We start from the raw sequence: 24,947 nt of genomic DNA on the forward strand, positions 1-24,947 counted from the left end.
CCCGAAAAAAAGAGGAGTTCCATATGAAAACTCCCCCGCTTATATGTGTAGCGGAGGTTTCTAGCACGCCTGTACTAGCGGAGTTGTCACATACAACCCCTTATTCCCAATTCTTCTTTATATAAAGAAGATATGTATGGAAAGTTGATATAAATATGCCCTCACCTATATATAGATGAGGTTGCATGTTTCATTGTATTCGATAGGAAGGGAAAAAATCCCTTCCTATCGTATATCTTTTACTATGCTATTACAAATTTACTTTTTGTTCAAGAATTGTTGCAATTTTTGTCACCATAATATCAATTGCAACATGGTTTTGTCCACCTTCAGGGATAATAATATCCGCAAATTTCTTAGAAGGCTCAATAAATTGATTGTGCATTGGACGTACAACAGTTACGTATTGATCAATAACTGAATCCATCGTACGACCGCGCTCTTCAATATCACGCTGCATACGGCGTAAAATACGAAGATCCGCATCTGTATCAACGAATAGCTTAATGTCCATTAACTCACAAAGACGTGGGTCTTCTAAAATAAGAATTCCTTCTAAAATGATTACATCTTTCGGCTCAACTGGAATAATTTCTTCTGAACGCGTATGCAATGTATAGTCATATACAGGCTTATCAATTTGCTCATATGCAAGCAACTGCTGCAAATGTTCAATTAACAGATCATTATCAAACGCAAGCGGATGATCATAATTTGTTTTTAAACGCTCTTCCATTGGTAAATGGCTTTGATCTTTGTAATAATAATCTTGCTCCAAGATTAAAATGGAATGACCTTTAAAATGGTCAAAAATCGCTTTCGTTACACTTGTTTTTCCTGATCCTGAACCACCAGCGATTCCAATTACAACAGGCTTATTCGTCCCCATTCGACTACCACTCTTTCTTATTGAAGTATGTTTTTTCGCATCATATTATTCACATACACTGGTTGATCCACTTTGAATTTCACGATTTGCAACGGATGTCTCGCTGCATCTAATTCGTTTCCATCCTCATCCCAAATTTTCTCCACCGTCTGCGTAAAGTTTTCTATTTCTGGTCCAAAGAACTCCACTTCATGTCCTGGTTTGAAATGATTACGTTGCTCAAGCGTTACGATGCCCGTTTCTTCATTATAATCTAACACTAAACCAGCGAAATCATACGTTGTTTTCTTACTATGATTTCCAAACATTTGCTCTTGATGTCCTGGAACCCCTTCAAAGAATGCAGGAGCTGTGTCACGATTTGCACATTTATCAAGCTCATCTAACCACTCTTGTTTAAACTCAAAGTTATCCGGATCCGCACAATACGCATCAATTACTTTACGATATACAGTTGCTACAGTCGCTACGTAATGGATAGATTTCATACGTCCTTCAACTTTTAAGCTATCAATTCCTATTTCAATCATTTTCGGAATTGATAAAATTAAATTTAAATCTTTTGGACTCATCGCAAAGTGAGCATCTTCTTCTTGGAATAAAGGAAGCTCTTTTGCATCTTTATGTTGTGATACCGTTTGAACTAAATCATAGTCCCAGCGACAAGATTGACAACAACCACCACGGTTAGAGTCACGCGCTGTCATATGGTTACTTAATGTACATCTTCCAGAATACGCGATACACATTGCACCATGGACGAATGCTTCAATTTCAATATCAACTTTGTCTTTAATTTCTTTCATCTCTTCATAGCTTGCTTCACGAGCTAATACAAGACGATGTAAACCCTCTTCTTTCCAATACTGTGCTGCTTTCCAGTTGGATAGTGATTGTTGTGTACTTAAATGCACCTCAACAGAAGGCGCTACACGTTTACATGTCTCAATAATAAGCGGATCAGCAACGATAATTCCCGTTACGCCAGCTTTTTCAATCCCTTTTAAATATTCCTCTAGCCCGTCCATATTTTCATTATGTGCAAAAATATTTGTTGTTACATATATTTTTGCTCCATATTTCTTTGCAAATTCAACGCCTTCTGCCATGTCTTCCAGCGTAAAGTTACCTGCATTCGAACGAAGACCAAATTCTTGTCCACCTAAATATACAGCATCTGCCCCATAATGGATAGCTACTTTTAATTTTTCTAAGTTACCCGCAGGGATTAACAGTTCAGGTTTCTTCACAATAACGCGTTTGCCATCGATCACTCGTGAAATTTCTTGTACAGTCATTTCCTACACCCTCCTCGTTTAGTAAACCGTCTCTTTAAAGAAGAATCCTGTATCTAACGGACGATTTACTGGTTGCATTTCTTCTATCTCTTTATATAAATCGTCTTTCACGTCATAATACGCATCACGATCTTCTATACATAAATCAATTGCTTTACGATATTTCTTCGTTACCTCAATAATGTATTCAGAACTTTTTAGGACACCATCAATTTTTAAACTACCGACTTCAGCATCGATTAGTTCCTCTAACTCATCAATGAAACAAATATCATTCGGACTCATAATGTGAGTACCATTTTCATCCTCATAAATTGGATATTTATTATTACGCTCTGGATCATACAAGAACATATTCTCTTCATACTTTTTCTTTTCAATGTCGAGATTACGGCCTTGATACTCAAAGTAGTTTCCTACTAATGAACGCTTTGATTGGAACATGCAAGTCATACCGTGAATTTGCACTTCAAGTTCCACTTCCGCATTTTCTTTTAATTCAACAATTTCATCTAAGCTAAGTTCACGAGCTAATACAGCGCGTTTCGCCCCTCTTTGCCCCCAATAGTTACAAGTAAACCAGTTTGTTGCTGTCGTTTCTGTATTCCAGTGCAACTTCATGTTTGGTGCAACTTCACGAACAGCCATTAATACCGCTGGATCTCCGAAAACAATTGCATCTACATTTATCTCATTTAAAAATGCAACGTATTCCGTTAATTCTTCTACTTTATCATTATGGAACATCGCATTCATTGCAACGTATACTTTCACACCATTTTCATGTGCAATGTTTACAGCTTGTTTCACATCTTCACGTGAAAAATCTCCTGCTAAACGTAAACCAAACTTTTGTTCACCGATCATTACTGCATCTGCTCCTGCTTTTGCAAGAGGTTCGATATCCGCCACTGCTCTAGGCGTTATTAACAATTCAGGTTTCTTCATACCTTTGTCACCCTTTCTTTTTACTTACAGCCACTCCATCACCAATCGGGAAAATCGTTGTATCATATCCTTCATGGTTCATAAGCCATTCATTGTACGTCTTAATACGACGAATCAAACCACGTGTACGTCTATTTTCAATTTTCTCTTTTGTCGTTACAAGCCCATGGTACATAACATTATCTGAAATAATAACGCCACCAGGATTTAATAACGGTTCATATAAGTCAAAAAAGCGACGGTATTGCCCTTTCGCTGCATCAATAAAAATAACATCAAATGTTCCATGCTCATTCACTTGTTCGCCTGTTTCTAAAGCATCACCGTAAATAACAGAAATGCGATCTGTTACTGGAGAACGTTCTATATATTCAAGTGCCTTTTCATATCGTTCACGATTGCGCTCTACTGTCACAATACGTGAATTTGGAATAGCTTCCATCATACGAATACTAGAATAACCGATTGCTGTTCCAAGTTCTAAAATGCTTTTCGGTCCAATTAAACGTAAAAATTGCAGCATAAATTCCATTCCAAGTCGATCCATAATCGGCACATGGTTTTCTGTTGCATACTCTTCCATTTCAAGAATTAATTTATCTTTTGGATCAATAAATGATAATAGGTACTCGTTAACTGCATCCTCCATAATTGGTCCTCCTTATTTACATGGAGAAGTGCCTCTATGACGCGTCAATCTTTGTCTTTTCACACATAGAATGCAATAAAAATACAAGCCAGCTTCACCCTTAGCTTGTACGTCCCGTTTTGATATTAAAAACGATTCTTCTGCCAGTTTTTAACCCGATATATTTTACCACAAAAAAGAGGGATGCGCGACCTTTTTCGCTACCCCTCCCCATTTCACTGTTTTTTCGTAATATATTTTTGCTTTAATGCATTATGTTCTTCTAATGTTTTCGCATAATACACTTCACCACTCGGTGCAGCTAAGAAATAATAATACTCTGTTTGCGCAGGCTCTAACGCCGCTTCCACTGAATGTTTCCCTGAGTTTGCAATCGGCCCAACTGGCAATCCTTTCACAACATACGTATTGTACGGTGAGTTTACTTTTAAATCCTCATATAATACGCGTTGTTTATGCTTTCCAAGCGCGTATAACACTGTCGGATCTGTTTGAAGTGGCATACCTTTTGCTAAACGATTATAGAAAACACTAGAGATCTTTTGACGATCTGTAAAGCCCGTTGCCTCTTCTTCAATAAGTGAAGACAATGTTAAAAGCTGATGAACATCCCAGTTCTTCGCTTTCATTTTCGCCTCGTTTTGAACAATGATTGCATTCGTTTTCTCAAGCATTGGAATTACGATTTCTTCTAACGTCGTATCCTTCTTATAGAACGAATACGTTGCAGGGTATAAATAACCTTCTAACGGGTATTTAATATTGCCGTCAAAGATTTTGTCCGTTAATAACTTCGGATACTTTTGCTGCATTTTTTGAACGAATGCTTTATCGTTTAATTGACGCACAACATCATCTTTATTCCACTTTAACTCTGTCGCAATTGCCTCTGCAATTTCGGTTACTTGTGCTCCTTCTTTTATCGTCACTTTATACAGAGCTGGACGATGTACATTACCAGATGACATTTGTTCCATGACATCTTTCGCACTCATGGAAGGATTCAACAAATATGTACCAGCTTGTAAATTTTTCGATTTAGCTTTTGCATAAAAACTAAAGACTGTACCGTTTTTCACAGCACCTTTTCCTTCTAAAATCTCACCAATTTTACTCGTAGATGAGCCCTTAGGAATCTCTACTTCAACCTCTTTTTTATTCCCGCTATCAACCGGTCCTAACGCCGATGAAATATACGCATAGACTGAACCACAAACTAAGAGCAGTGCAATAATCGAAAATAAAAAAATGCGTCTACGCTTCTTTTTCACTTGATTCTCTACCAAAACTCTTCCTCCTTATTCAATTGTAAACCGTATGTACATATTTCTATACAACACGATATAAAAACACAATAAATTTACTTATCTTCTTTAGATAGACATTTTACCCCGCATTAACGGGACGGTAAGACTCCCCTCAACAATCAGCTAGCGTAAAGAAGTTAAATGGGAGTCTAACTGCCGGTAAAAGCCCGATTGGTTCAACTAGTAATCATTGGGGGATAGCCCCCAATGATTACAGTTTCACTTTATTTTTTCTACAATCCGTCTCATTATACTACAAAGGGTTGCGCAGTTTCGACAAAAAATCATTCATTTTACATATGAAAACAAAAAAGATGGACTGTATGTCGTCCATCTTTTCAGTACTTATTATTCTGCTTCTTGCTCATCAGCAAGAGTGTTGAACATTTCTTGTACCATTTCCCACTCTTCTTCAGATTCGATTGGAAGTAAAGTTCCGCCCTCTTCTTCATTTTGCTCATAAGCCATTGCATCATAAATTTGGTCTCCATCTTCGTCTACTTCACCGATTGGAGAGAAGACTACGTATGATTTTTTGCCAAATTTTTCAGCATCAAAAGTGAAAACAATCTCACATAAATGTTCGTTACCTTTTTCGTCTACAATTGTAATTTGATTTTCTTCCATTTTGGTCACCTCTTATTTACTATCTAAAAATCCTTGTAAGATTACGACTGCAGCCATCTTATCGATTACTTGCTTTCGCTTCTTACGGCTTACATCAGCTGAAATGAGCAGACGTTCCGCTGCCATCGTCGACAAACGCTCGTCCCACATTACAACGTCTAATTGTAACAGCTCTCGTAGGTTTTCTGCAAATTGCTGGCACGCTTCACCACGAGGGCCAATTGTACCATTCATATTTTTAGGTAAACCTACTACTATTTTGTCCACACCATACTGTTTTACTAACTCAGAAATACGATCAAAACCAAATTGACCTCGCTCTTCGTTAATCTTGATTGTTTCTAGTCCTTGTGCTGTCCAGCCCATTTCGTCACTAATTGCAACTCCGACTGTTTTTGTACCTACATCTAAACCTAATATCCGCATAAACTACTCCTCACGATGATGTTTCAAGTAAGACTTCACAAGCTCTTCAATTATCTCATCACGTTCAAGCTTGCGAACGATGCTTCGTGCATCTTTATGGCGAGGTATGTATGCTGGGTCTCCACTTAATAAATAACCGACGATTTGGTTAATCGGATTATAGCCTTTTTCTTGAAGTGCATCATACACAGTTAAAAGTACATCATTTACATGGACACTCTGTTTTTCATCTTGAATGCTAAACTTCATTGTTTTATCAAAACCGTCCATTTCAAGCACCTCACTTGTAAGTAGTAAGTATAGGGAGAAGAACTTCTCCTCTCCCTACCATTGTACACTACTATCTCTTTATTTTGAAACAGATTTAACGTACTCTTGTACAAACGCTAAAGCTTCCTCAACTTGAGCTGGGTTTTTACCGCCTGCTTGAGCCATGTCAGGACGGCCACCACCGCCACCACCGCAGCGAGAAGCCACTTCTTTCACAAGCTTACCTGCATGGTAACCTTGGCTAATTAAATCTTTCGTTACGCCAGCTAAAATGTTTACTTTATCATCATTTACAGACGCTAATACAACAACTGCAGACTCTAATTTATTTTTTAGGTCATCCATCATTGTACGTAAGTTGTTCATATCTGCAACATTTACTTTCGCCGCTAATACGTTCACGCCATCAACTGTCATTACTGAATCAGTTAAGTTTCCAGCTTCGATATTGCTTAATTTCGCAGCAAGAGATTCATTTTCTTTTTGAAGTTGTTTCACTTCAGCAAATAAACCATCAACTCTTGTTAAAATATCTTTCGGATTTGTTTTCATTTTACCTGCTGCTTCTTTTAATAAACCTACTTGATCGTTCATTAATTCGTATGCAGACTTACCTGTTACTGCTTCAATACGACGAGTTCCTGCACCGATACCAGACTCAGCAACAATTTTGAAAATACCGATAGAAGCTGTGTTATCAACGTGACAACCACCGCAAAGCTCTAAGCTGTAACCGCCAACTTGTACAACGCGCACCACATCTCCGTATTTTTCACCGAATAATGCCATTGCACCCATTTCTTTCGCTTCTTCGATTGCTTTTTGAGAAATCTCAACATCAATACTTTCCCAAATTTTTTCGTTTACAATACGCTCAATTTTTTCTAATTCATCAGCTTGTACTTGGCCAAAGTGAGAGAAGTCAAAGCGTAAACGTTCAGAAGTTACAAGAGAACCAGCTTGGTTAACATGCATTCCAAGTACGTCTTTTAATGCTTGGTGCAGTAAGTGAGTTGCTGTATGGTTTTTCACAACGCTACTACGGTTCTTCGTATCAATAACAGCTTTTACAGCCGCATCTTTCGTTAATGTACCCTCTTCAACAACAACTTTGTGTAAGTTTTGGCCATTTGGCGCTTTTTGTACGTCTTTTACAAGAACTTTCACACCGTCAGCAAGAAGATAACCACGGTCAGCAATTTGTCCACCGCTCTCAGCGTAGAATGGCGTTACATCAAGCATTAACTGTCCTTCTTCACCAGCTTGTAAGCTATCTGTATACTCACCATTTTTCACAAGTGCTACAACGTTACTTTCTGTTGCAACTGTACCGTAGCCAACGAATTCGCTTGCTACTTTAACTTCACCAAGTACACCACCTTGAACTTGCATAGAATCAACGTCTTGACGAGCAGCACGTGCACGCTCACGTTGTTTTTCCATTTCAGCTTCAAAACCTTTATGGTCAACTGTCATACCAGCTTCTTCTGCATATTCTTCTGTTAATTCAATTGGGAAACCGTATGTGTCGTATAGACGGAACGCATCTACGCCAGAAATAACAGTTGTTTTTTCTTCTTTCGCTTTTGCAATTACTTCAGCTAAAATTGCTTCACCATCATGAAGCGTTTCATGGAAACGCTCTTCTTCGTTTTTCACAACTTTTGCGATGAAATCTTGCTTTTCAAGTACTTCTGGATAGAAGTCTTTCATTACTTCTCCAACAACCGGCACTAATTCAAACATGAATGGACGGTTGATGTTTAATTTCTTCGAATAACGAACAGCACGGCGTAATAAACGACGTAATACATAACCACGGCCTTCGTTAGATGGAAGAGCACCGTCACCAACAGCGAATGTTACTGTACGGATATGGTCGGCAATTACTTTAAACGCCATATCTTTTTCTAAGTCGCCATTACGATACTTCTCACCAGAAATTGATTCTGTTGCACCAATCATTGGCATAAATAGGTCTGTATCAAAGTTCGTAGGCACATCTTGAACGATAGATGTCATACGCTCTAGACCCATCCCTGTATCGATGTTTTTCTTAGGAAGTGGCGTATATGAACCGTCTGGATTATGGTTAAATTGAGAGAATACAAGGTTCCATACTTCTAAGTAACGCTCGTTTTCTCCGCCTGGATATAATTCTGGGTCACTAAAGTCATTACCGTAAGCTTCCCCGCGATCATAGAAAATCTCTGTATTCGGTCCACTTGGTCCTTCACCGATATCCCAGAAGTTTTCTTCTAAGCGGATGATGCGCTCTTTTGGAACACCCATTTTCTCATTCCAAATTGTGAATGCTTCTTCATCTTCTGGATGGATTGTAACTGATAGTAATTCTTTATCGAATCCGATCCATTTGTCGCTCGTTAAGAATTCCCAAGCCCAAGTAATTGCTTCTTCTTTGAAGTAATCACCGATTGAGAAGTTTCCTAACATTTCAAAGAATGTATGGTGACGAGCTGTTTTCCCTACGTTTTCAATATCGTTTGTACGAATTGATTTTTGAGCATTTGTAATACGTGGGTTCTGCGGAATTACGCGTCCATCAAAATATTTTTTTAATGTTGCTACACCACTGTTAATCCATAGAAGAGATGGATCCTCATGTGGAACTAGTGATGCACTAGGTTCTACTGCATGTCCTTTTTCTTGGAAAAAGTCTAAAAACATTTGACGAATTTGTGCGCCTGTTAGTTGTTTCATTGTATTTTCCTCCTTAAATATAAAAAACTCCCGCCCCTATAAAAGGGACGAGAGTTAACTCGCGATACCACCCTAATTATGAATTGATTATTATAACAATCAATTCATCACCTCATGGTGCCGTAACGTGGCAAGACGGCAGTGATTAGCTGCTCTCAGGATTAGCTTTCTGTTACCCTTCATTTAAAGCTTCTTTCAGCCAGTGGAAGCTTCTCTCTACAAATGGACTGTAACGTACTTGTTCCGTCATTGATTTAATGTATTATATGACTAAATATAATAGAATTCTCTTAAGTTTGTCAATGTAGATAATCATTTATATTGTGTCAATTGCTTATTAACCATAATTATTCTACTATTCATTTTTAACAGCCTTTCGATATATTATGCATTTACTACTAAATAGGAATCTCTTCATAAAAAATATCCCTATACAAATTTCTAGATATTACATTATTTGTTATAATTAAATTATTAACAATAAAGGAGCGATTACAATGACAACTTTATTGAATCAAGCTAAAGCAATGTTAGCTACCGACGAAAAAATCCTTTTTTACGCAGCATGTTCATTAAATATATTTATATATCGTTCCGTCGCAAGGCCAGGCCTGTTAATCTTAACGAACAAAAGGCTCTTCTTTTATGGACCAGATGTAAGCAAGAACCCATTATTTGAGGAGTACTCTTTCGCAAAAATTTCTAATCTAAAAGAACAAAAACGACTTTTCAGCAATCAAATTGTATTTCTTTATGATACGGAATGGAAAAAAATAAAACATATTCAAACAAATGATGTTAGCTCCCTCGTTCAAAAAATAAACGAGCAACTCCCTAAATAAGCAAATGATTAGCCCTCTATTTCATAAATAGAGGGCTAATCATTTAAACATCTTCTTTTTTCCAAAGAGGCCTCACATGAACAATCACTGTACGAATGACTGCTAAAACAGGAACTGATATTAGCAATCCTACAATACCTGCTACTTCTCCTCCAACTAGTAATGCAAGCATAATAATAACAGGGTGCATACGAAGCGACTTACCAACGATGTAAGGAGATAAAATGTTACTTTCCAAAAATTGCAAAATAGCAATCGTAATCCCCGCCTTAATGAGTAAACTCGTTGATACCGTTGCAGCAATCATCAACGCCGGAATTGCCCCTAAAATAGGACCAAAGTACGGGATTATATCCGTTACCCCAATAATAATGCCGAGTAATAACGGATATTTCATACCGATAAACCAAAAAGAAAGAACAGATACTCCTCCTAATACTAAGCAAACAAATAACTGTCCTCGAATATAACTTCCAAGTGACTTATCAATTTCTTTCGCAAGCATTTGCCCCGTACCACGCCATTTACTCGGGACTAATTTCCAAAAGATATGATAAAACTCACCGTAATCTTTTAATATGTAAAATACAATGAATGGAATTAAGAAAATAATGAGTAACGAATCCAGTACACCACGAGCTGTGCTCATGACTTTATTTAAAAGCGCTTGAATCTTCGTTTCTACACCACCAAAAATTTGTTTCACCTTTTCATGAATAAATGATGGGAAATTCGCTGTTTGTTCCGTTACCCCATCCATCCAAGAATCGTACATTTTTGTAAACTGCGGAAATTGTTCATTAATCTCTTGCAACTGCTTAATAACAATTGGCGTTCCTTTATAAATTCCATAGCCAATCCCGCCGAAGAAAAGTACGTAAATGAGCAAAATGGCAAGTGTGCGAGGCATTCCTTCTTTATGGATTTTTTCAATTAAAGGATGCAATAAGTACGCAATGAAACATGCGATCAGAAACGGTGTAATTGCCACTTTAAATACAAAAATAATCGGTGCCCATAATGGCTTAATTTTCAAAAAGACAAGCAAACAAAGAAAAACGAGTAACAATAATCCTAAACGATATATCCAAATGATTTTAAGATTCTTCACACGAAAAACCTCCTCCACCTTTATTTTGAAAATAAATAGGTTAGGTTATGTGCAAAAGTTTTAAAATCTTTTTATACAGACCATACTGTTTTTTAAAGACGTACATATATTTAACATAATAAGGACAACCATCCCTGAAAATACAGAACGCCAAAATATAATCAGGAGGGCTAATTATGGTTTTATTTATGCTCGTATTATCAGCACTTTTTATGATTCTTGAATGGATTTGTATTGGGTTTGGTATTTGGAAAGGTTTCTTTATTCGTTCCTCGCGAAAAGAACGGGCGAAGCAATTATGGCATTATGGAATGCTTGGCGTTGGATGTTACGGTCTATCTTATCTCTTCTCAGAAATCGGACTTTTATATTTGCATACAAATGCATAAAAAACTCCCTTATCCTGAAGGGAGTTTTTCACTTTATCAAAATTATAAATAAGACTTAATCATCTTACGTGCTTTTTTCATATTGCGTTTAGAAAATACATCTTGCTTACGAGCATATTGATATGCTGCAGCCCCAACACCTAATGCGATTAATGAATTGCGTAGATTCAAAGTAAATCCCCCTTTTCGTTATCCGATCGTTCTTTCATTTTCATCAAATAAATCATCAAGAGAGCTTAATGAACCATCTTCCTCTACTTGATGCGTATGGATTTTCCCCTTTGAAACCGATAATTCGATATAACAACTCCAGCAGTAAAATTGGTTGACACCTATCTTTCCAATGTCTTTCCCTTTGCAATTTGGACAACTGAACATATGGCTTTCATCTCCTTACAGTCTCCCAGATTCTATTTGCCATTATGTCCAAACTGCATTCATTTATACATGCTAGAGCCTTTCAACGTTATACGTTTGAAAGTTTCACTATATAATTTCACCTTATTACATAAAATCATACGGTGAAATGTTTTCCACGTCCATTTCTTCACCATTAACCGTCACCATCTGTACCTCTCCTTGTGATTCTTGCAATCGACCAGCTAAAGTCGTTTGACGCATTGCATCATCAAGGCGATTTACACCAGATTGAAAAGCTGCTTCTTCTCCGCAAATGATAAGAAATTTTTTGCTTCTTGTAATACCTGTATAAATTAAATTACGACGTAACATACGATAGTAGCTCTTTACAATCGGCATAATAACAATTGGAAATTCACTACCTTGTGATTTATGAATCGAACAGCAATACGCATGTGTAATTTGGTTCAAATCAGGTTTTGTATACGTTACTTCAATTCCATCAAATGAAACGATAATCATATCTTGTTGCTCGACATTTTCTTTCGCATAAAACACCGAAACAATTTCTCCAATATCACCATTAAACACTTGGCTTTCCGGCTGATTGACTAGTTGAAGTACTTTATCACCCCTCCGGTATACAACGTCACCGTAGGCAATTTCTTTACTCTTTTCTCTTTTCGGGTTAAACACTTCTTGTAGAGCTTCATTTAACACATTAATACCTGCTGGTCCGCGGTACATGGGTGCCAATACTTGTACATCTCTTGCGCTAAACCCTTTCGTCTTCGCGTTTTCACATACTTTTTTTACAACTTCAACAATTTGAGCCCCTGCACAGCTAATAAATGAACGATCTTTTTTATTTTGCGCTAAATCTGGTGGGAGCGTCCCATCTTTTATCGCATGGGCTAGCTGAATAACAGACGAACCTTCTGCCTGACGATAAATTTCTGTAAGTTTTACCGTCGGGATGGCACCTGCATTTAATAAATCTTTTAACACTTGTCCAGGTCCTACAGATGGTAATTGGTCTTCATCACCTACAACGATTACCTGAATATTCGTCGGCAAGGATTTAAACAATTGATTTGCCAGCCAAATATCTACCATCGAAAACTCATCAATAATAAGAAGCTTTCCTTGAACCGGATCAGTTTCATTGCGCTGGAAAGACCCTTCTGGCGTCCAACCAAGCAAGCGATGAATTGTGCAAGCTGGAAGTCCTGTTGATTCACTCATTCGCTTCGCCGCTCTTCCTGTTGGAGCCGTTAATAGTATTGGAAATGGGTTGTCATCACTATATTCATTTAGATTTAATGATAATCCGTGAAGTGACGCATACATTTCAACAATTCCTTTAATAACTGTTGTTTTCCCTGTTCCTGGTCCACCTGTTAATAGCATCATCGGCTTATGAAGGGCAGTTTGAACTGCTTCTTGCTGAAGTGGTGCATACTGTACCTTCAGCTGCTCTTCAATTTGCCCTAATGTCTTTAATACTTCCGCTTCAGGGAATGAAGGAGTTTCTTCTTGATTCATAAGACGACGAATTGATTTTACAACGCCCTTTTCAGAGTAGAATAACGAAGCCAAATACACTCGCTCTTCTTCTATAATGACTTTCCCTTCACCTTGCATCATTTCAACGCAGCCTACAATGTCTTCCTCAGTCACTCTGCCTTCTTGATTATTTAAAAGTGACATCGTTTCTCTTACAAGCTGACCTTTCTCCATATACACGTGACCAAATTGCAATGAAACATTCTCTAATGTATAAAAACACCCCGCACGTACACGATCGTCGTGATTACCCGATATACCTAATGCACGTCCTATATCATCTGCTCTTCCAAATCCAATTCCGTCCACTTCTTCAATAAGCTGATATGGATTATTACGAATCACTTCTAATGTCATCTCTTTGTATTGCTGATAAATTTTAATAGAAAGCTTCGTCCCAAAACCATAACCATTTAAAAAACTCATAACTTTTTCAAGCCCTTGATGCTCAATAATCGTCTCATATATTTCCTGTGCTTTTTGCTTATTTACAACACCATTTAGCGCATCAGGATCATCCATAATTTTAGAAATAGCATGTTCACCAAGATGATCTACAATTTTTTCAGCTGTACGCTTTCCAATCCCTTTAAATAAATCGCTCGCTAAATATTGCACCATACCTGCTTTTGTTTGCGGCAATTCTTTCTTAAACGTTTCAACTAAATATTGTTTCCCATACTTTGGGTGATCTTTAAAATGACCTGTTAATGTAAACACTTCATCTTCATGCATACGGGGAAAATGACCATTTATCATCACTTTTTTTTCGTCGTATGTTTCATTTGTTTCAATGATTTTCATACTAACAACGGAATAGAGGTTTTCTTCGTTGTGGAAAATGGTATGAAGAACTTGCGCTTTTATAAATTTTTTCTCTTCCTCAAACAAATCCATTGCATGTTGATTTCCCATCTTTCCTCTCCTTTCCGAGTTCTTTTCACTTTAATGAGCAGTACATCCCCCACCTCTTTCATACTATTTAGATGAGGGGTAACTGCGCATTAAACTATAATTTCACTTTATTCAGCTTCTTGCTCTAATAAACGAACGCCATTACCAGCTAAAAAGTGATCTGGCTGAATTTCAGTTGCTTTCTTAAATAAAGCAAGAGCTTTCTCATTATTTTCTTCAAATACGTACGCAACACCTAAATTATAATACGCATCTGCATGCTCTTCATCCATTTCTAATACCTTTTCAAAATAAGGTTTTGCCTCTTGAATATGTTCTAGTCGTGCGAAGCAAAGTCCGCATTGGAAAACAGCTTCTACATCACTTTCATCTAATTCAGTTGCTCTTTGTAAAAATGGCAGTGCAAGACGATCATTTCCAAGTTGCACGTTTGTGATACCTAACATAAACGTTACATCAGCTGATTGTAATCCAGCTTGCATTGCTTGTTCAAATACAGCCTTTGCCTCTGCAAATTGCTCTTGGCCGTAATATACATTTCCTAAGCCATAATAGGCAGCCGCAGATTTATCATCTAATTCTAATGCACGTTTGTAAAATAAAATTGCTCGCTCACTATCACCTAATACATCTAATAAATTCGCAAAGTTAATGTATCCTAGCGAATCTTTCGGATTTTCTTCGATTGCTTCCGTAAAATTTTTGGCTGCTTCTTCCCAGTTTCCTTCTTGCATATATTGAATACCTGTTTCAAGTTTGTTTGACATGTCCTTCACCTCTACAACAAATTATAACAAAGAATGTATTTTTCAAGCGAACGAAAATTCGCTTTATGTAAAAGAAACCTCTAACCGCTAATCGGCAGAGGCTTCTCATTTTATCCTAAATAATCTAATTTCTTACCACTATGATATACTTCATCAATTGTAGCGCCGCCTAAGCACTCATCTCCATCATAGAAAACAACTGCTTGGCCTGGCGTAATCGCACGAATTGGCTCGTCACAAAGAATACGAACTGTATTTTCATCAACGATTTGAACCGTTACTTTATTGTCTGCTTGACGATAACGGAATTTCGCTGTGCATTTAAATTCTGTTTCTTTTGCTTTGTTACTTACCCATCCTACATTCGTAGCAATAACTTCATCGCCATATAAAAGTTCGTTATGGAATCCTTGATCAACATATAAAATGTTGTCTTTTAAGTTCTTCCCAACAGCGAACCATGGATCACCGTTACCACCAATACCAAGGCCATGACGTTGTCCAATTGTATAGTACATTAAACCGTCATGTTTTCCTTTCACTTCACCAGATAATGTTTGCATTACACCTGGCTGAGCTGGCAAATAGTTACTTAAGAAATCTTTAAAGTTACGCTCACCAATGAAGCAAATACCAGTACTATCTTTCTTCGCTGCTGTCGCTAAACCAGCTGCTGTCGCCATTTCGCGAATTTGCGGTTTCTTTAATTCACCTAGCGGGAACATTGTTTTTGATAATTGTTCTTGGCTTAATTGATTTAAGAAATATGTTTGGTCTTTATTGTCATCAACGCCGCGAAGCATTTTATATTCGCCGTCCATATAAGCAACGCGTGCGTAATGACCTGTCGCTACATAATCAGCGCCAAGTGCAATTGCATGCTCTAAAAATGCTTTAAATTTAATTTCTTTGTTACACATTACATCTGGGTTTGGTGTACGACCAGCTCGGTACTCATCTAAGAAGTACGTAAATACTTTGTCCCAGTATTGTTTTTCAAAGTTTACTGCATAATACGGAATACCGATTTGGTTACACACTTCAATTACGTCATTGTAATCTTCAGTCGCTGTGCAGACACCATTCTCATCTGTATCATCCCAGTTTTTCATAAAAATTCCGATTACATCATAACCTTGCTCTTTTAATAAAAGTGCCGCTACAGATGAATCGACGCCACCGGACATCCCGATGACAACGCGTGTTTCGTGAGGTAGTTTGTTCATCATGTCACCTCCCATACTAATTTTGTGTTAATCGTTTCACGATTTTCACTGTTTCGTACGCCGCTTTTTCAATTTGCTCTTTCGTATTTCCAAGTCCGAAACTAAAGCGTACGGATGAACGTATTTGATCGGAGTCTTTTCCGAACATCGCTACTAATACATGTGATGGATCAATCGAACCAGCTGTACAAGCAGAACCACTTGATACTGCAATGCCAGCTAAGTCTAAGTTCACAAGAAACGGTTCAATATTCATTCCTGTAAAACTTATATTCAACACATGTGGTAAGCGATATTCCAAATTTCCGTTTACCTCGAAAGTAATGCCTTCATTTTTGAAGACAGATACCATTATATCTTTAAACTCTTCATATTGGGCATTTTTTTGCTCACGATTTTTTGCAGCTAGCAAAATCGCTTGCTGCAGTCCAGCGATACTAGGTACATTTTCAGTACCAGCACGGCGTTTTCTTTCTTGCTCTCCGCCTATTAATAACGGTTCAAATTTCACATTTGCACCAGCATATAGGAACCCGACACCTTTTGGTCCGTTAATTTTATGAGCTGATATTGATAGTAAATCAATGCCAAACTCTTTCACATCAATTTCTACTAAACCGTAAGCTTGTACTGCATCTGTATGAAAATAAGCTTGATGTTCTTTTAACAGCTTACCTATTTCCGCAATTGGTTGCATTGTCCCTACTTCATTATTCCCAAACATAACAGATACGAGAATTGTCTCATCCGTTAATGCCTTTTGTATGTCAGAAACTTGAACACGGCCTGTTTCATCAACAGGTAAATACGTCACTTCAAATCCTTCACGCTCTAGCAATTCACACGTATGCAAAATCGCATGATGTTCAATTTGCGTTGTAATAATGTGGTTACCTTTATGACGGTTCGCACGCGCTACACCTATAAGCGCTAAATTATCAGCTTCCGTACCACCGCTCGTAAATATAATTTCATTCGGACTCGCGTGAATGCTACGTGCACACACACGTCTCGCCTCATCTACTGCATGGCGCGTTTGACGCCCATAAAAGTGAATACTAGACGGGTTTCCAAATGTTTCTGTCATATATGGAATCATCTTTTCGACCACTTCTGGGTGAGTCGGAGATGTCGCAGCATGATCTAAGTAAATGCGTTCCATTAAATCTCCTTCTTTCCAAATCGTTTCACAAGGAATTAAATGTAAAACATATAGCCCCCGTGATTTTCTTCCTCATAACGTACTAGGTCTTCTAAAGTTGTACTATCTAACACTTCTTGCACCGCATCACGAACACGCATCCATAATTGGCGTTGTGCTGGTTCTTCTTCCTCTATCATTTCTACAACACTAATCGGACCCTCTAATACACGGATTACATCCCCAGCTGTAATGTTAGCAGGCTGATCTGATAATACATATCCACCATATGCACCACGCGTACTCTTTACAAGACGAGCATTACGAAGTGGTGAAATTAATTGCTCTAAGTAATGTTCTGATAAGTCATGTGCTTGTGCGATTGATTTTAATGAAATCGGACCTTCACCAAACTTTTTTGCAAGATCGATCATAATTGTTAAGCCGTAGCGGCCTTTTGTTGAAATCTTCATCTATTTTGCACCTCTTTTCAAATTTTCACTTCTATTGGTTATATCTTATTTATAAAAGAACACAATTTAAAATCCTATGAAATTATAGCATAATATAGTATTATAAGAAATTTCAACTTGTGTATCAAAATGATAACATAAAATCACATTGAAAAACTCGGAAATTATTACAATTGAAAGAAAAATGAAAATATTCATATTCATTTTTCCCACAAAGCAACATCTTATTTCAAATTTCATTAAAAAAAATGATACGATAGAGTGAGATTATACATTAAGGGAGAAGGTCAAAATGAAACAACCACTCGCACATCGAATGCGCCCTACGAATATTCAAGAAATTATCGGACAACAACATTTAGTTGGTGAAGGAAAGATTTTATGGCGAATGGTCCAAGCGAATCATTTTCAATCTATGATTTTATACGGTCCTCCAGGCACAGGAAAAACATCGATTGCTAGTGCAATTGCAGGAAGTACCGGAACCCCGTTTCGCCTATTAAACGCTGTTACTCACAATAAAAAAGATATGGAAGTTGTCGTACAAGAAGCGAAGATGCATCGACACCTCGTTTTAATTTTAGATGAAGTTCACCGTCTAGATAAAGCAAAGCAAGACTTTTTATTACCTCATTTAGAAAGTGGACTTCTTACTTTAATTGGTGCAACGACAAGCAATCCGTTTCATGCGATAAACTCCGCTATTCGAAGCAGGTGTCAAATTTTCGAATTACACGCACTAACAGAAGATGATATTTTAATTGGGTTAAAAAGAGCTTTAGAAGATAAAGAAAAAGGACTTGGGGAATATGCTGTAACGGTAACAGATGAAGCAATGTATCACTTTGCAAACGCCTCTGGTGGTGATATGCGTTCCGCTTATAACGCACTTGAACTTGCTGTATTATCTAGCTTCACTACAGACGATCGAGCGGCTGAAATCACACTCGAGATTGCAGAAGAATGCCTACAAAAAAAGAGCTTCGTTCACGACAAAGGCGGAGATGCTCATTATGACGTATTATCAGCATTTCAAAAATCAGTGCGCGGAAGTGATGTAAATGCAGCGCTCCATTATTTAGCACGCCTTATTGAAGCAGGTGATTTACAAAGTATTGGTAGACGCCTTCTTATTATGGCTTATGAAGATATTGGACTTGCTAGCCCACAAGCTGGACCGCGTACACTAGCCGCAATTGAATCAGCTGAACGAGTTGGATTCCCAGAGGCACGTATACCACTTGCAAATGCGGTTATCGAGCTTTGCCTATCACCAAAATCAAATTCAGCTTATAAAGCACTTGATGCCGCATTACACGATTTACGTAACGGTCAAACAGGTGATATTCCAAGTCATTTAAAAGATAGTCACTATAAAGGTGCCGAATCACTCGGAAGAGGCATTGGATACTTATATCCACACGACCATCCAAATGGCTGGGTACAACAACAATACTTGCCTGATAAAATAAAAAACAAGCAATATTATAAACCGAAAACGACAGGGAAATTTGAACAAGCACTTTCTACTGTTTATGAAAGATTACAAAGTTCGAATAAAACGAAAAATAAAGGGTAACATAAACGAAAACGTCACCATTACGGAGGCTTCGCTTATGAAAACACGTCAAGATGCATGGACAAGAGAAGACGATCTCCTTTTAGCAGAAACTGTTTTACGACATATTCGCAGCGGAAGTACACAAATAAAAGCGTTCGATGAAGTTGGCGATACATTAAACCGTACTTCCGCAGCTTGCGGATTTAGATGGAACGCTGAAGTCAGACCGAATTACGAAGATGCGGTGCAGATTGCAAAAAAACAACGTAAAGAATTAAAACGTTCTGAAGCTAAAATAGAAAAAGAGCAGTTTACACAAACTCGGCAGCTCGTAATCGACGCTGAGTTTTCAGAAGATATTACGCCAAGTAAACAGGAACTTACAATGCAAAATGTCATCTCATTTTTGCAAAACATGGAACATAGTAACCCTTCAATCGCAAAGTTGCAAACTGAAAATGGTGTATTACAAGATCAGCTCACTTCCCTACAAAAAACGAATAATGAACTTGAAGCAAAATTAGCGGTACTCACAAAAAAACAACAAGCAATCGAAGAAGATTACGCAATGCTTGTTAGAATTATGGACCGTGCTCGAAAACTTGTTTCAGTTGAAGAGCAAGAGGAACAGATTGCTCCAATCTTCAAGACTGATCAAAACGGAAACTTAGATATTATATATTCCGCAGAGAATTAAAAAACAGGGGTGTCACTTTTTGACTAAGTGACATCCCTGTTTTTTTTGATTCACAATTCAACAGTAAATGAAATTATATTAACGGTTTTTCGAATATATCTATCACAACTTAAAATATATCAACAATTCGACAAGGAATATCGATTTAACGACAAAGATTAACAATAATAAACCTCTCGAAAAAAATTGGATATTTTTTACTTAAATATTATTGTAAATATATACGCTTGAAGGGAGATGGTTGCTATTTCATTAATAGTATTCAAAATAACACTCGGTGTTCTAGTCCTAGCGTTAGGTCTTTTTACAATTCATAGTTTAAAAAAGACCTCTGCCTACAAATCAGACAAATACGATTATTCTTTATTAGGATTACTTACATTTGAATTATTAGTATTGCAAATATCAACAATTCTTTAAAACATAAAAAAGCATATATCCGAAATGAATATATGCTTTCCTTTTATTCTTGCCCTACACGCTTCACTTCTACGTTTTTAATACGCTCACGTACAACGTGACTTGCCATAATTAAGCCTGCCACAGATGGTACAAATGCATTTGAAGAAGGCGGTAATTTCGCTTTACGAATTTTTGCATTTTCGTCTGGTACGATTTCTTTACGTACTTCTTCACGAATTACGATTGGGTTTTCGTCAGAGAAGACAACTTTTACACCTTTTTTAATACCCTCTTTACGAAGCTTCGTACGAATTACTTTCGCAATTGGATCTGTATGTGTTTTAGAAATGTCCGCAATACGGAAACGAGTTGGGTCCATTTTATTTGCAGCACCCATACATGAGATAATTTTAATTTTACGACGTAAACATTGTTTAATTAAATGAATTTTAAACGTAATCGTATCAGATGCATCCACTACGAAATCCAAGCCGTGTTTGAAGAACTCTTCATATGTTTCATCTGTATAAAACATCTCTAATCCAATTACTTCACACTCTGGATTGATGTCTGCAATACGCTCTTTCATTAATTCTACTTTTGAACGCCCTACAGTAGATACTAAAGCGTGAATTTGACGGTTTACGTTTGTAATATCTACAACATCTTTATCAACTAATACAAGACGTCCTACGCCAGAACGTGCTAACGCTTCTGCCGAAAATGACCCTACGCCGCCAATTCCTAAAATACCGACTGTACTATTTTTTAATATTTCAAGGCCTTCTTTTCCAAAGGCTAATTCATTACGTGAAAATTGATGTAACATTCAGCTCTACACTCCTATTACAAAAATGGTCTACCATGTATTCTAGCGTTTTTCCGACTATTTGTATAGAAAAAGTTATAGAATTCCTAAAAATACATATTTCAAGAAGGAAAACATAGTGTAAACTGTGCTTTCACTTCTTCTCTCAATCATCCATTAAAAAAGTCTAGATGGTATTAGTATAACCATCTAGACCCTATTTTTACTTCTCTTACTTCTCTTCTTTCACGTTCAACTTCAAGTTCAGTTCTTCAAGCTGTGCTTCTGCAACTGGGCTTGGAGCTTCTGTTAATAAGCAGCTTGCGCTTGCTGTTTTCGGGAATGCAATTGTATCACGAAGGTTCGTACGACCTGCAAGTAACATAACAAGACGGTCTAAACCTAATGCAATTCCGCCGTGTGGTGGTGTACCGTATTCGAATGCTTCTAATAAGAATCCGAATTGCTCTTGTGCTTCTTCTTGTGAGAATCCAAGTGCTTTGAACATTTTTTCTTGTACGTCACGCTCGTAAATACGAAGTGATCCACCACCAAGCTCATAACCGTTTAATACAAGGTCATATGCTTGTGCGCGTGCTTTTTCTGGTGCTGTTTCTAATAGCTCAACATCTTCACGGAATGGCATTGTGAATGGGTGGTGAGCTGCGAAGTAACGATCTGCATCTTCATCGTACTCAAGAAGTGGCCAATCAGTTACCCATAGGAAGTTAAATTTACTTTCGTCAATTAACTCAAGCTCTTTACCTAAGCGTAAACGAAGTGCACCTAAGCTATCTGCCACAACGCTCTTCTTATCTGCTACGAATAGTAATAAGTCGCCAGCATTAGCTTCTAATGTACTCATTAACACATTTGCATCTTCTTCACCGAAGAACTTTGCAATCGGTCCTTTTAGGCCGTCTTCTTCAACTTTCAGCCAAGCTAGACCTTTTGCACCATATACTTTTACAAATTCAGTTAATGCATCGATGTCTTTACGAGAGTATTTGCTCGCAGCACCTTTTGCATTAATTGCTTTTACTTGTCCGCCGTTTTCTACAGCACTTGTAAATACTTTGAAACCACAACCTGCTGCAAATTCAGATAGGTCTGTTAGTTCCATTTCAAAGCGTGTATCTGGCTTATCAGAACCGTATCGAGCCATTGCATCAGCATATTTCATACGAGGGAATGGTGCACTAACTTCTACACCTTTCGCATCTTTCATGACTTTCGTCATCATACGCTCCATCATTTCTAAAATTTCATCTTGTGTTAAGAATGATGCCTCGATATCGATTTGTGTAAATTCTGGTTGACGATCCGCACGTAAATCTTCGTCACGGAAACAACGTGCTACTTGATAGTAACGCTCAAATCCGCCGACCATAAGAAGCTGTTTAAATAACTGCGGAGACTGCGGTAATGCATAGAATTCACCATCATGCACACGGCTTGGTACTAAATAGTCACGAGCTCCTTCTGGTGTGCTCTTCGTTAAAATTGGTGTTTCAACTTCTAAGAATTCTTCTGTATCTAAGAAGTTACGAATTGTTTTTGTTACGTCGTGACGCATTTTAAATGTGTTGAACATTACAGGACGACGTAAGTCTAAGTAACGATATTTTAAACGCACATCTTCTGATGCATCTGTGTCATCAGAAATAATAATTGGCGTTGTTTTCGCTGCATTTAATACGTTTACTTTCGTTGCTTGTACTTCAATACGACCAGTTGCCATATTGTCATTAATGGCACCTTCGCCACGTTCAACAACTGTACCTTCTACGTGTAATACGTATTCGCTACGAATTGTTTCTGCTACTTCTAGCGCTTCTTTTGATGTTTCTGGGTTAAATACAACTTGTACGATACCTGTACGGTCACGTAAGTCGATAAAGATTAATCCGCCTAAGTCACGACGTTTTTGTACCCAACCTTTTAATTGAACTGTTTGTCCAACAGCTTCTACCGTTACTTTTCCACATGCATGTGTTCTTTCAGCCACTGTAAGTTCCCCCTATATTAATTTCTCTGCTACGTATGAAGCGAATACATCTAACGCTACTTCTTCTTGTCCGCCTGTTTCCATATCTTTCAAGTTAATGATGCCTTTATCTAGCTCATCTTCTCCTAATACAGCTACATATTTCGCATTTAAACGATCCGCTGATTTAAATTGTGCTTTCATTTTGCGATCTAAATAATCTTTTTCAACTGACAATCCAGCTTTACGAAGATCAAACGCAACTTTCGCAGCATGGTCTTTCGCTTTTTCACCAAGCGCTACAACGTAACAATCGATACTATGTTCAATTGGCAATTCAATGTTTTCAGCTTTCAGCGCCATAATTAAACGTTCAATACTCATCGCAAAACCGATACCAGGCATTTCCGGTCCACCGATTTCTTGTACAAGTCCGTTATAACGACCACCGCCACTTAATGTTGTGATAGCACCGAAACCTTCTGCCTCACTCATAATTTCAAAAACAGTGTGTTGATAGTAGTCTAAACCACGTACTAAGTTCGGATCTTTTTCAAATGGAACATCCATCATCGTTAATAGCTCTTGAACTTTGTCGTAGTATACTGCTGAATCTTCGTTTAAGTATTCTGTAATAGATGGTGCTGTACTCATTAGTTCATGATTACGGTCCTTCTTACAGTCTAAAATACGAAGAGGATTTTTTTCTAAGCGAGATTGGCAATCAGAGCAGAATTCTCCGATGCGCGGCTCAAAGTGTGCAATTAATGCATCGCGGTGCGCTTGACGGCTCGCTGCATCACCTAAGCTGTTTAATACAACTTTAATATTTTTTAAGCCCATGCCGCGGTAAAACTCTACAGCAAGTGCAATTACTTCTGCATCAATTGCAGGATCGTTACTACCGATTGCTTCAATACCGAATTGCACGAATTGACGATAGCGACCTGCTTGTGGTCTTTCATAACGGAACATTTGACCGATATAGTATAATTTCGTTGGTTGTGTTGCATCACCGAACATTTTGTTTTCAACGTAAGAACGTACAACAGGTGCAGTACCTTCTGGACGTAACGTTAAACTACGCTCTCCACGGTCTTGGAATGAGTACATTTCTTTTTGTACGATATCTGTCGTATCACCAACACCACGTAAAAATAGCTCTGTGTGTTCAAAAATTGGTGTACGAATTTCTTTATAATTGTAACGACGGCAAATTTCGCGCGCTTGCCCTTCGATATACTGCCATAACTCTACACTACCTGGAAGAATATCTTGCGTTCCGCGTGGGATTTGAATAGACATATTCAGTTCCTCCTCAAATTGTTTTAATCTTAATAAAAATAAAAAAACTCCCGCCTCTACTGTTTGAACAGTAGGGACGAGAGTATTATACCCGTGGTGCCACCCTAATTGAAGCACGTATGCTTCCACTTTTTTAATAACGCTTAAATGTGCGTTCATCTCTACTAGGCGTATAAGCCTTTCAAGTTGAAACCTACAGAGTGTCATTCAATCAGTCATCATGTAGAAATGTTTTCAGCCTAGGACATTTCTTCTCTTTCCA

The 24,947-nt window shown here is 37.7% G+C and carries 24 protein-coding genes and 2 other annotated features (1 of these 26 only partly in view); of the genes, 4 read left to right on the plus strand and 20 right to left on the minus strand.

Going from position 1 to position 24,947, the window contains the following annotated elements; all coding sequences use genetic code 11:
- Nucleotides 1–250: 250 nt before the first annotated feature.
- The 9 genes from udk to alaS form a co-directional block, all read right to left on the minus strand.
- Nucleotides 251–889, minus strand: a complete 639-nt coding sequence (udk, locus tag ACP6L7_RS18750; protein ID WP_000537077.1) for a uridine kinase — start codon at nucleotides 887–889, stop codon at nucleotides 251–253.
- A 17-nt stretch (nucleotides 890–906) separates the two neighbouring features.
- Nucleotides 907–2,187 (minus strand): peptidase U32 family protein, encoded by a 1,281-nt coding sequence (locus ACP6L7_RS18755; RefSeq protein WP_000217960.1) that lies wholly within the window; start codon nucleotides 2,185–2,187, stop codon nucleotides 907–909.
- An 18-nt stretch (nucleotides 2,188–2,205) separates the two neighbouring features.
- A complete protein-coding gene (locus tag ACP6L7_RS18760; protein WP_097830604.1) occupies nucleotides 2,206–3,135 on the minus strand; it encodes a peptidase U32 family protein in 930 nt (309 codons plus the stop codon).
- 7 nt (nucleotides 3,136–3,142) lie between these two features.
- Complete coding sequence (locus tag ACP6L7_RS18765; RefSeq protein ID WP_097830603.1) at nucleotides 3,143–3,784, minus strand: O-methyltransferase; 642 nt, start codon at nucleotides 3,782–3,784, stop codon at nucleotides 3,143–3,145.
- 215 nt (nucleotides 3,785–3,999) lie between these two features.
- The gene (gene mltG / locus ACP6L7_RS18770; protein WP_097830602.1) at nucleotides 4,000–5,070 is read right to left on the minus strand and encodes an endolytic transglycosylase MltG; all 1,071 of its coding nucleotides are present in this window, start codon (nucleotides 5,068–5,070) and stop codon (nucleotides 4,000–4,002) included.
- Between the two features lie 369 nt (nucleotides 5,071–5,439).
- Entirely contained in the window at nucleotides 5,440–5,718 is a 279-nt protein-coding gene (locus ACP6L7_RS18775) for a DUF1292 domain-containing protein (protein ID WP_000392249.1), read from the minus strand.
- 12 nt (nucleotides 5,719–5,730) lie between these two features.
- On the minus strand, nucleotides 5,731–6,144 hold the full coding sequence (gene ruvX / locus ACP6L7_RS18780) for a Holliday junction resolvase RuvX (RefSeq protein WP_097830601.1): 414 nt from the start codon (nucleotides 6,142–6,144) through the stop codon (nucleotides 5,731–5,733).
- 3 nt (nucleotides 6,145–6,147) lie between these two features.
- The gene (locus tag ACP6L7_RS18785) at nucleotides 6,148–6,414 is read right to left on the minus strand and encodes an IreB family regulatory phosphoprotein (RefSeq protein ID WP_000348591.1); all 267 of its coding nucleotides are present in this window, start codon (nucleotides 6,412–6,414) and stop codon (nucleotides 6,148–6,150) included.
- A gap of 78 nt (nucleotides 6,415–6,492) precedes the next feature.
- A complete protein-coding gene (gene alaS, locus ACP6L7_RS18790; RefSeq protein ID WP_097830600.1) occupies nucleotides 6,493–9,135 on the minus strand; it encodes an alanine--tRNA ligase in 2,643 nt (880 codons plus the stop codon).
- A 40-nt stretch (nucleotides 9,136–9,175) separates the two neighbouring features.
- Nucleotides 9,176–9,394 (minus strand) — a binding site (T-box leader).
- 238 nt (nucleotides 9,395–9,632) lie between these two features.
- Between alaS and ACP6L7_RS18795 the strand changes: the two genes are divergently transcribed.
- A complete protein-coding gene (locus ACP6L7_RS18795) occupies nucleotides 9,633–9,977 on the plus strand; it encodes a PH domain-containing protein (protein ID WP_097830599.1) in 345 nt (114 codons plus the stop codon).
- Nucleotides 9,978–10,020: 43 nt separating this feature from the next.
- Here the strand turns inward: ACP6L7_RS18795 and ACP6L7_RS18800 are convergent, their stop codons facing one another.
- Complete coding sequence (locus ACP6L7_RS18800) at nucleotides 10,021–11,088, minus strand: AI-2E family transporter (protein ID WP_097830598.1); 1,068 nt, start codon at nucleotides 11,086–11,088, stop codon at nucleotides 10,021–10,023.
- A 176-nt stretch (nucleotides 11,089–11,264) separates the two neighbouring features.
- Here ACP6L7_RS18800 and ACP6L7_RS18805 point away from each other — a divergent pair, with 176 nt between their 5' ends.
- Nucleotides 11,265–11,477, plus strand: coding sequence for a hypothetical protein (locus tag ACP6L7_RS18805; protein WP_097830597.1), 213 nt, complete (start codon nucleotides 11,265–11,267; stop codon nucleotides 11,475–11,477).
- A 42-nt stretch (nucleotides 11,478–11,519) separates the two neighbouring features.
- On the opposite strand, the gene ACP6L7_RS18810 is transcribed toward ACP6L7_RS18805, so the two are convergent.
- The 7 genes from ACP6L7_RS18810 to cymR all read right to left on the minus strand — a co-directional run bounded on the left by ACP6L7_RS18810 (nucleotide 11,520) and on the right by cymR (nucleotide 17,925).
- Nucleotides 11,520–11,648 (minus strand): YrzQ family protein, encoded by a 129-nt coding sequence (locus tag ACP6L7_RS18810; RefSeq protein ID WP_001053553.1) that lies wholly within the window; start codon nucleotides 11,646–11,648, stop codon nucleotides 11,520–11,522.
- An 18-nt stretch (nucleotides 11,649–11,666) separates the two neighbouring features.
- The gene (locus ACP6L7_RS18815; RefSeq protein WP_097830596.1) at nucleotides 11,667–11,855 is read right to left on the minus strand and encodes a hypothetical protein; all 189 of its coding nucleotides are present in this window, start codon (nucleotides 11,853–11,855) and stop codon (nucleotides 11,667–11,669) included.
- 126 nt (nucleotides 11,856–11,981) lie between these two features.
- Nucleotides 11,982–14,318 (minus strand): SF1B family DNA helicase RecD2, encoded by a 2,337-nt coding sequence (gene recD2, locus ACP6L7_RS18820; RefSeq protein WP_097830595.1) that lies wholly within the window; start codon nucleotides 14,316–14,318, stop codon nucleotides 11,982–11,984.
- Nucleotides 14,319–14,425: 107 nt separating this feature from the next.
- Entirely contained in the window at nucleotides 14,426–15,085 is a 660-nt protein-coding gene (locus ACP6L7_RS18825) for a tetratricopeptide repeat protein (RefSeq protein ID WP_097830594.1), read from the minus strand.
- 110 nt (nucleotides 15,086–15,195) lie between these two features.
- Nucleotides 15,196–16,311, minus strand: coding sequence for a tRNA 2-thiouridine(34) synthase MnmA (gene mnmA, locus ACP6L7_RS18830; RefSeq protein WP_097830593.1), 1,116 nt, complete (start codon nucleotides 16,309–16,311; stop codon nucleotides 15,196–15,198).
- 16 nt (nucleotides 16,312–16,327) lie between these two features.
- Nucleotides 16,328–17,473: a cysteine desulfurase family protein gene (locus ACP6L7_RS18835; protein ID WP_097830592.1), complete on the minus strand. Its 1,146-nt coding sequence runs from the start codon at nucleotides 17,471–17,473 to the stop codon at nucleotides 16,328–16,330.
- Nucleotides 17,474–17,508: 35 nt separating this feature from the next.
- Nucleotides 17,509–17,925: a cysteine metabolism transcriptional regulator CymR gene (cymR, locus tag ACP6L7_RS18840; RefSeq protein ID WP_000704116.1), complete on the minus strand. Its 417-nt coding sequence runs from the start codon at nucleotides 17,923–17,925 to the stop codon at nucleotides 17,509–17,511.
- 292 nt (nucleotides 17,926–18,217) lie between these two features.
- Between cymR and ACP6L7_RS18845 the strand changes: the two genes are divergently transcribed.
- Together ACP6L7_RS18845 and ACP6L7_RS18850 are read left to right on the plus strand one after the other, a co-directional pair.
- Nucleotides 18,218–19,504 carry a replication-associated recombination protein A gene (locus tag ACP6L7_RS18845; RefSeq protein WP_097830591.1) on the plus strand — a complete coding sequence of 429 codons (1,287 nt, stop codon included), beginning with the start codon at nucleotides 18,218–18,220 and terminating at the stop codon, nucleotides 19,502–19,504.
- Nucleotides 19,505–19,541: 37 nt separating this feature from the next.
- Complete coding sequence (locus ACP6L7_RS18850) at nucleotides 19,542–20,183, plus strand: RsfA family transcriptional regulator (protein WP_071771713.1); 642 nt, start codon at nucleotides 19,542–19,544, stop codon at nucleotides 20,181–20,183.
- A 463-nt stretch (nucleotides 20,184–20,646) separates the two neighbouring features.
- On the opposite strand, the gene ACP6L7_RS18855 is transcribed toward ACP6L7_RS18850, so the two are convergent.
- From ACP6L7_RS18855 to hisS, 3 genes are all read right to left on the minus strand, one after another.
- On the minus strand, nucleotides 20,647–21,414 hold the full coding sequence (locus ACP6L7_RS18855; RefSeq protein ID WP_000903182.1) for a tRNA threonylcarbamoyladenosine dehydratase: 768 nt from the start codon (nucleotides 21,412–21,414) through the stop codon (nucleotides 20,647–20,649).
- Nucleotides 21,415–21,625: 211 nt separating this feature from the next.
- Nucleotides 21,626–23,401: an aspartate--tRNA ligase gene (gene aspS, locus ACP6L7_RS18860; protein WP_071747437.1), complete on the minus strand. Its 1,776-nt coding sequence runs from the start codon at nucleotides 23,399–23,401 to the stop codon at nucleotides 21,626–21,628.
- A gap of 12 nt (nucleotides 23,402–23,413) precedes the next feature.
- Nucleotides 23,414–24,685, minus strand: a complete 1,272-nt coding sequence (gene hisS, locus ACP6L7_RS18865) for a histidine--tRNA ligase (RefSeq protein ID WP_097830590.1) — start codon at nucleotides 24,683–24,685, stop codon at nucleotides 23,414–23,416.
- A 69-nt stretch (nucleotides 24,686–24,754) separates the two neighbouring features.
- Nucleotides 24,755–24,947: a binding site (T-box leader), on the minus strand (it continues 38 nt past the right edge of the window).

It is taken from the genome of Bacillus silvicola (genome assembly GCF_050524305.1).
GTDB classification, from domain to species: domain Bacteria; phylum Bacillota; class Bacilli; order Bacillales; family Bacillaceae_G; genus Bacillus_A; species Bacillus_A cereus_AT.

Bases quoted from the DNA above. Each gene is read 5' to 3' on its own strand.
- udk (WP_000537077.1), bottom strand. From the start codon at position 889: ATGGGGACGAATAAGCCTGTTGTAATTGGAATCGCTGGTGGTTCAGGA.
- ACP6L7_RS18755 (WP_000217960.1), bottom strand. From the start codon at position 2,187: ATGACTGTACAAGAAATTTCACGAGTGATCGATGGCAAACGCGTTATT.
- ACP6L7_RS18760 (WP_097830604.1), bottom strand. From the start codon at position 3,135: ATGAAGAAACCTGAATTGTTAATAACGCCTAGAGCAGTGGCGGATATC.
- ACP6L7_RS18765 (WP_097830603.1), bottom strand. From the start codon at position 3,784: ATGGAGGATGCAGTTAACGAGTACCTATTATCATTTATTGATCCAAAA.
- ACP6L7_RS18775 (WP_000392249.1), bottom strand. From the start codon at position 5,718: ATGGAAGAAAATCAAATTACAATTGTAGACGAAAAAGGTAACGAACAT.
- ruvX (WP_097830601.1), bottom strand. From the start codon at position 6,144: ATGCGGATATTAGGTTTAGATGTAGGTACAAAAACAGTCGGAGTTGCA.
- ACP6L7_RS18785 (WP_000348591.1), bottom strand. From the start codon at position 6,414: ATGGACGGTTTTGATAAAACAATGAAGTTTAGCATTCAAGATGAAAAA.
- alaS (WP_097830600.1), bottom strand. From the start codon at position 9,135: ATGAAACAACTAACAGGCGCACAAATTCGTCAAATGTTTTTAGACTTT.
- ACP6L7_RS18795 (WP_097830599.1), top strand. From the start codon at position 9,633: ATGACAACTTTATTGAATCAAGCTAAAGCAATGTTAGCTACCGACGAA.
- ACP6L7_RS18805 (WP_097830597.1), top strand. From the start codon at position 11,265: ATGGTTTTATTTATGCTCGTATTATCAGCACTTTTTATGATTCTTGAA.
- ACP6L7_RS18815 (WP_097830596.1), bottom strand. From the start codon at position 11,855: ATGTTCAGTTGTCCAAATTGCAAAGGGAAAGACATTGGAAAGATAGGT.
- recD2 (WP_097830595.1), bottom strand. From the start codon at position 14,318: ATGGGAAATCAACATGCAATGGATTTGTTTGAGGAAGAGAAAAAATTT.
- ACP6L7_RS18825 (WP_097830594.1), bottom strand. From the start codon at position 15,085: ATGTCAAACAAACTTGAAACAGGTATTCAATATATGCAAGAAGGAAAC.
- mnmA (WP_097830593.1), bottom strand. From the start codon at position 16,311: ATGAACAAACTACCTCACGAAACACGCGTTGTCATCGGGATGTCCGGT.
- ACP6L7_RS18835 (WP_097830592.1), bottom strand. From the start codon at position 17,473: ATGGAACGCATTTACTTAGATCATGCTGCGACATCTCCGACTCACCCA.
- cymR (WP_000704116.1), bottom strand. From the start codon at position 17,925: ATGAAGATTTCAACAAAAGGCCGCTACGGCTTAACAATTATGATCGAT.
- ACP6L7_RS18845 (WP_097830591.1), top strand. From the start codon at position 18,218: ATGAAACAACCACTCGCACATCGAATGCGCCCTACGAATATTCAAGAA.
- ACP6L7_RS18850 (WP_071771713.1), top strand. From the start codon at position 19,542: ATGAAAACACGTCAAGATGCATGGACAAGAGAAGACGATCTCCTTTTA.
- ACP6L7_RS18855 (WP_000903182.1), bottom strand. From the start codon at position 21,414: ATGTTACATCAATTTTCACGTAATGAATTAGCCTTTGGAAAAGAAGGC.
- hisS (WP_097830590.1), bottom strand. From the start codon at position 24,685: ATGTCTATTCAAATCCCACGCGGAACGCAAGATATTCTTCCAGGTAGT.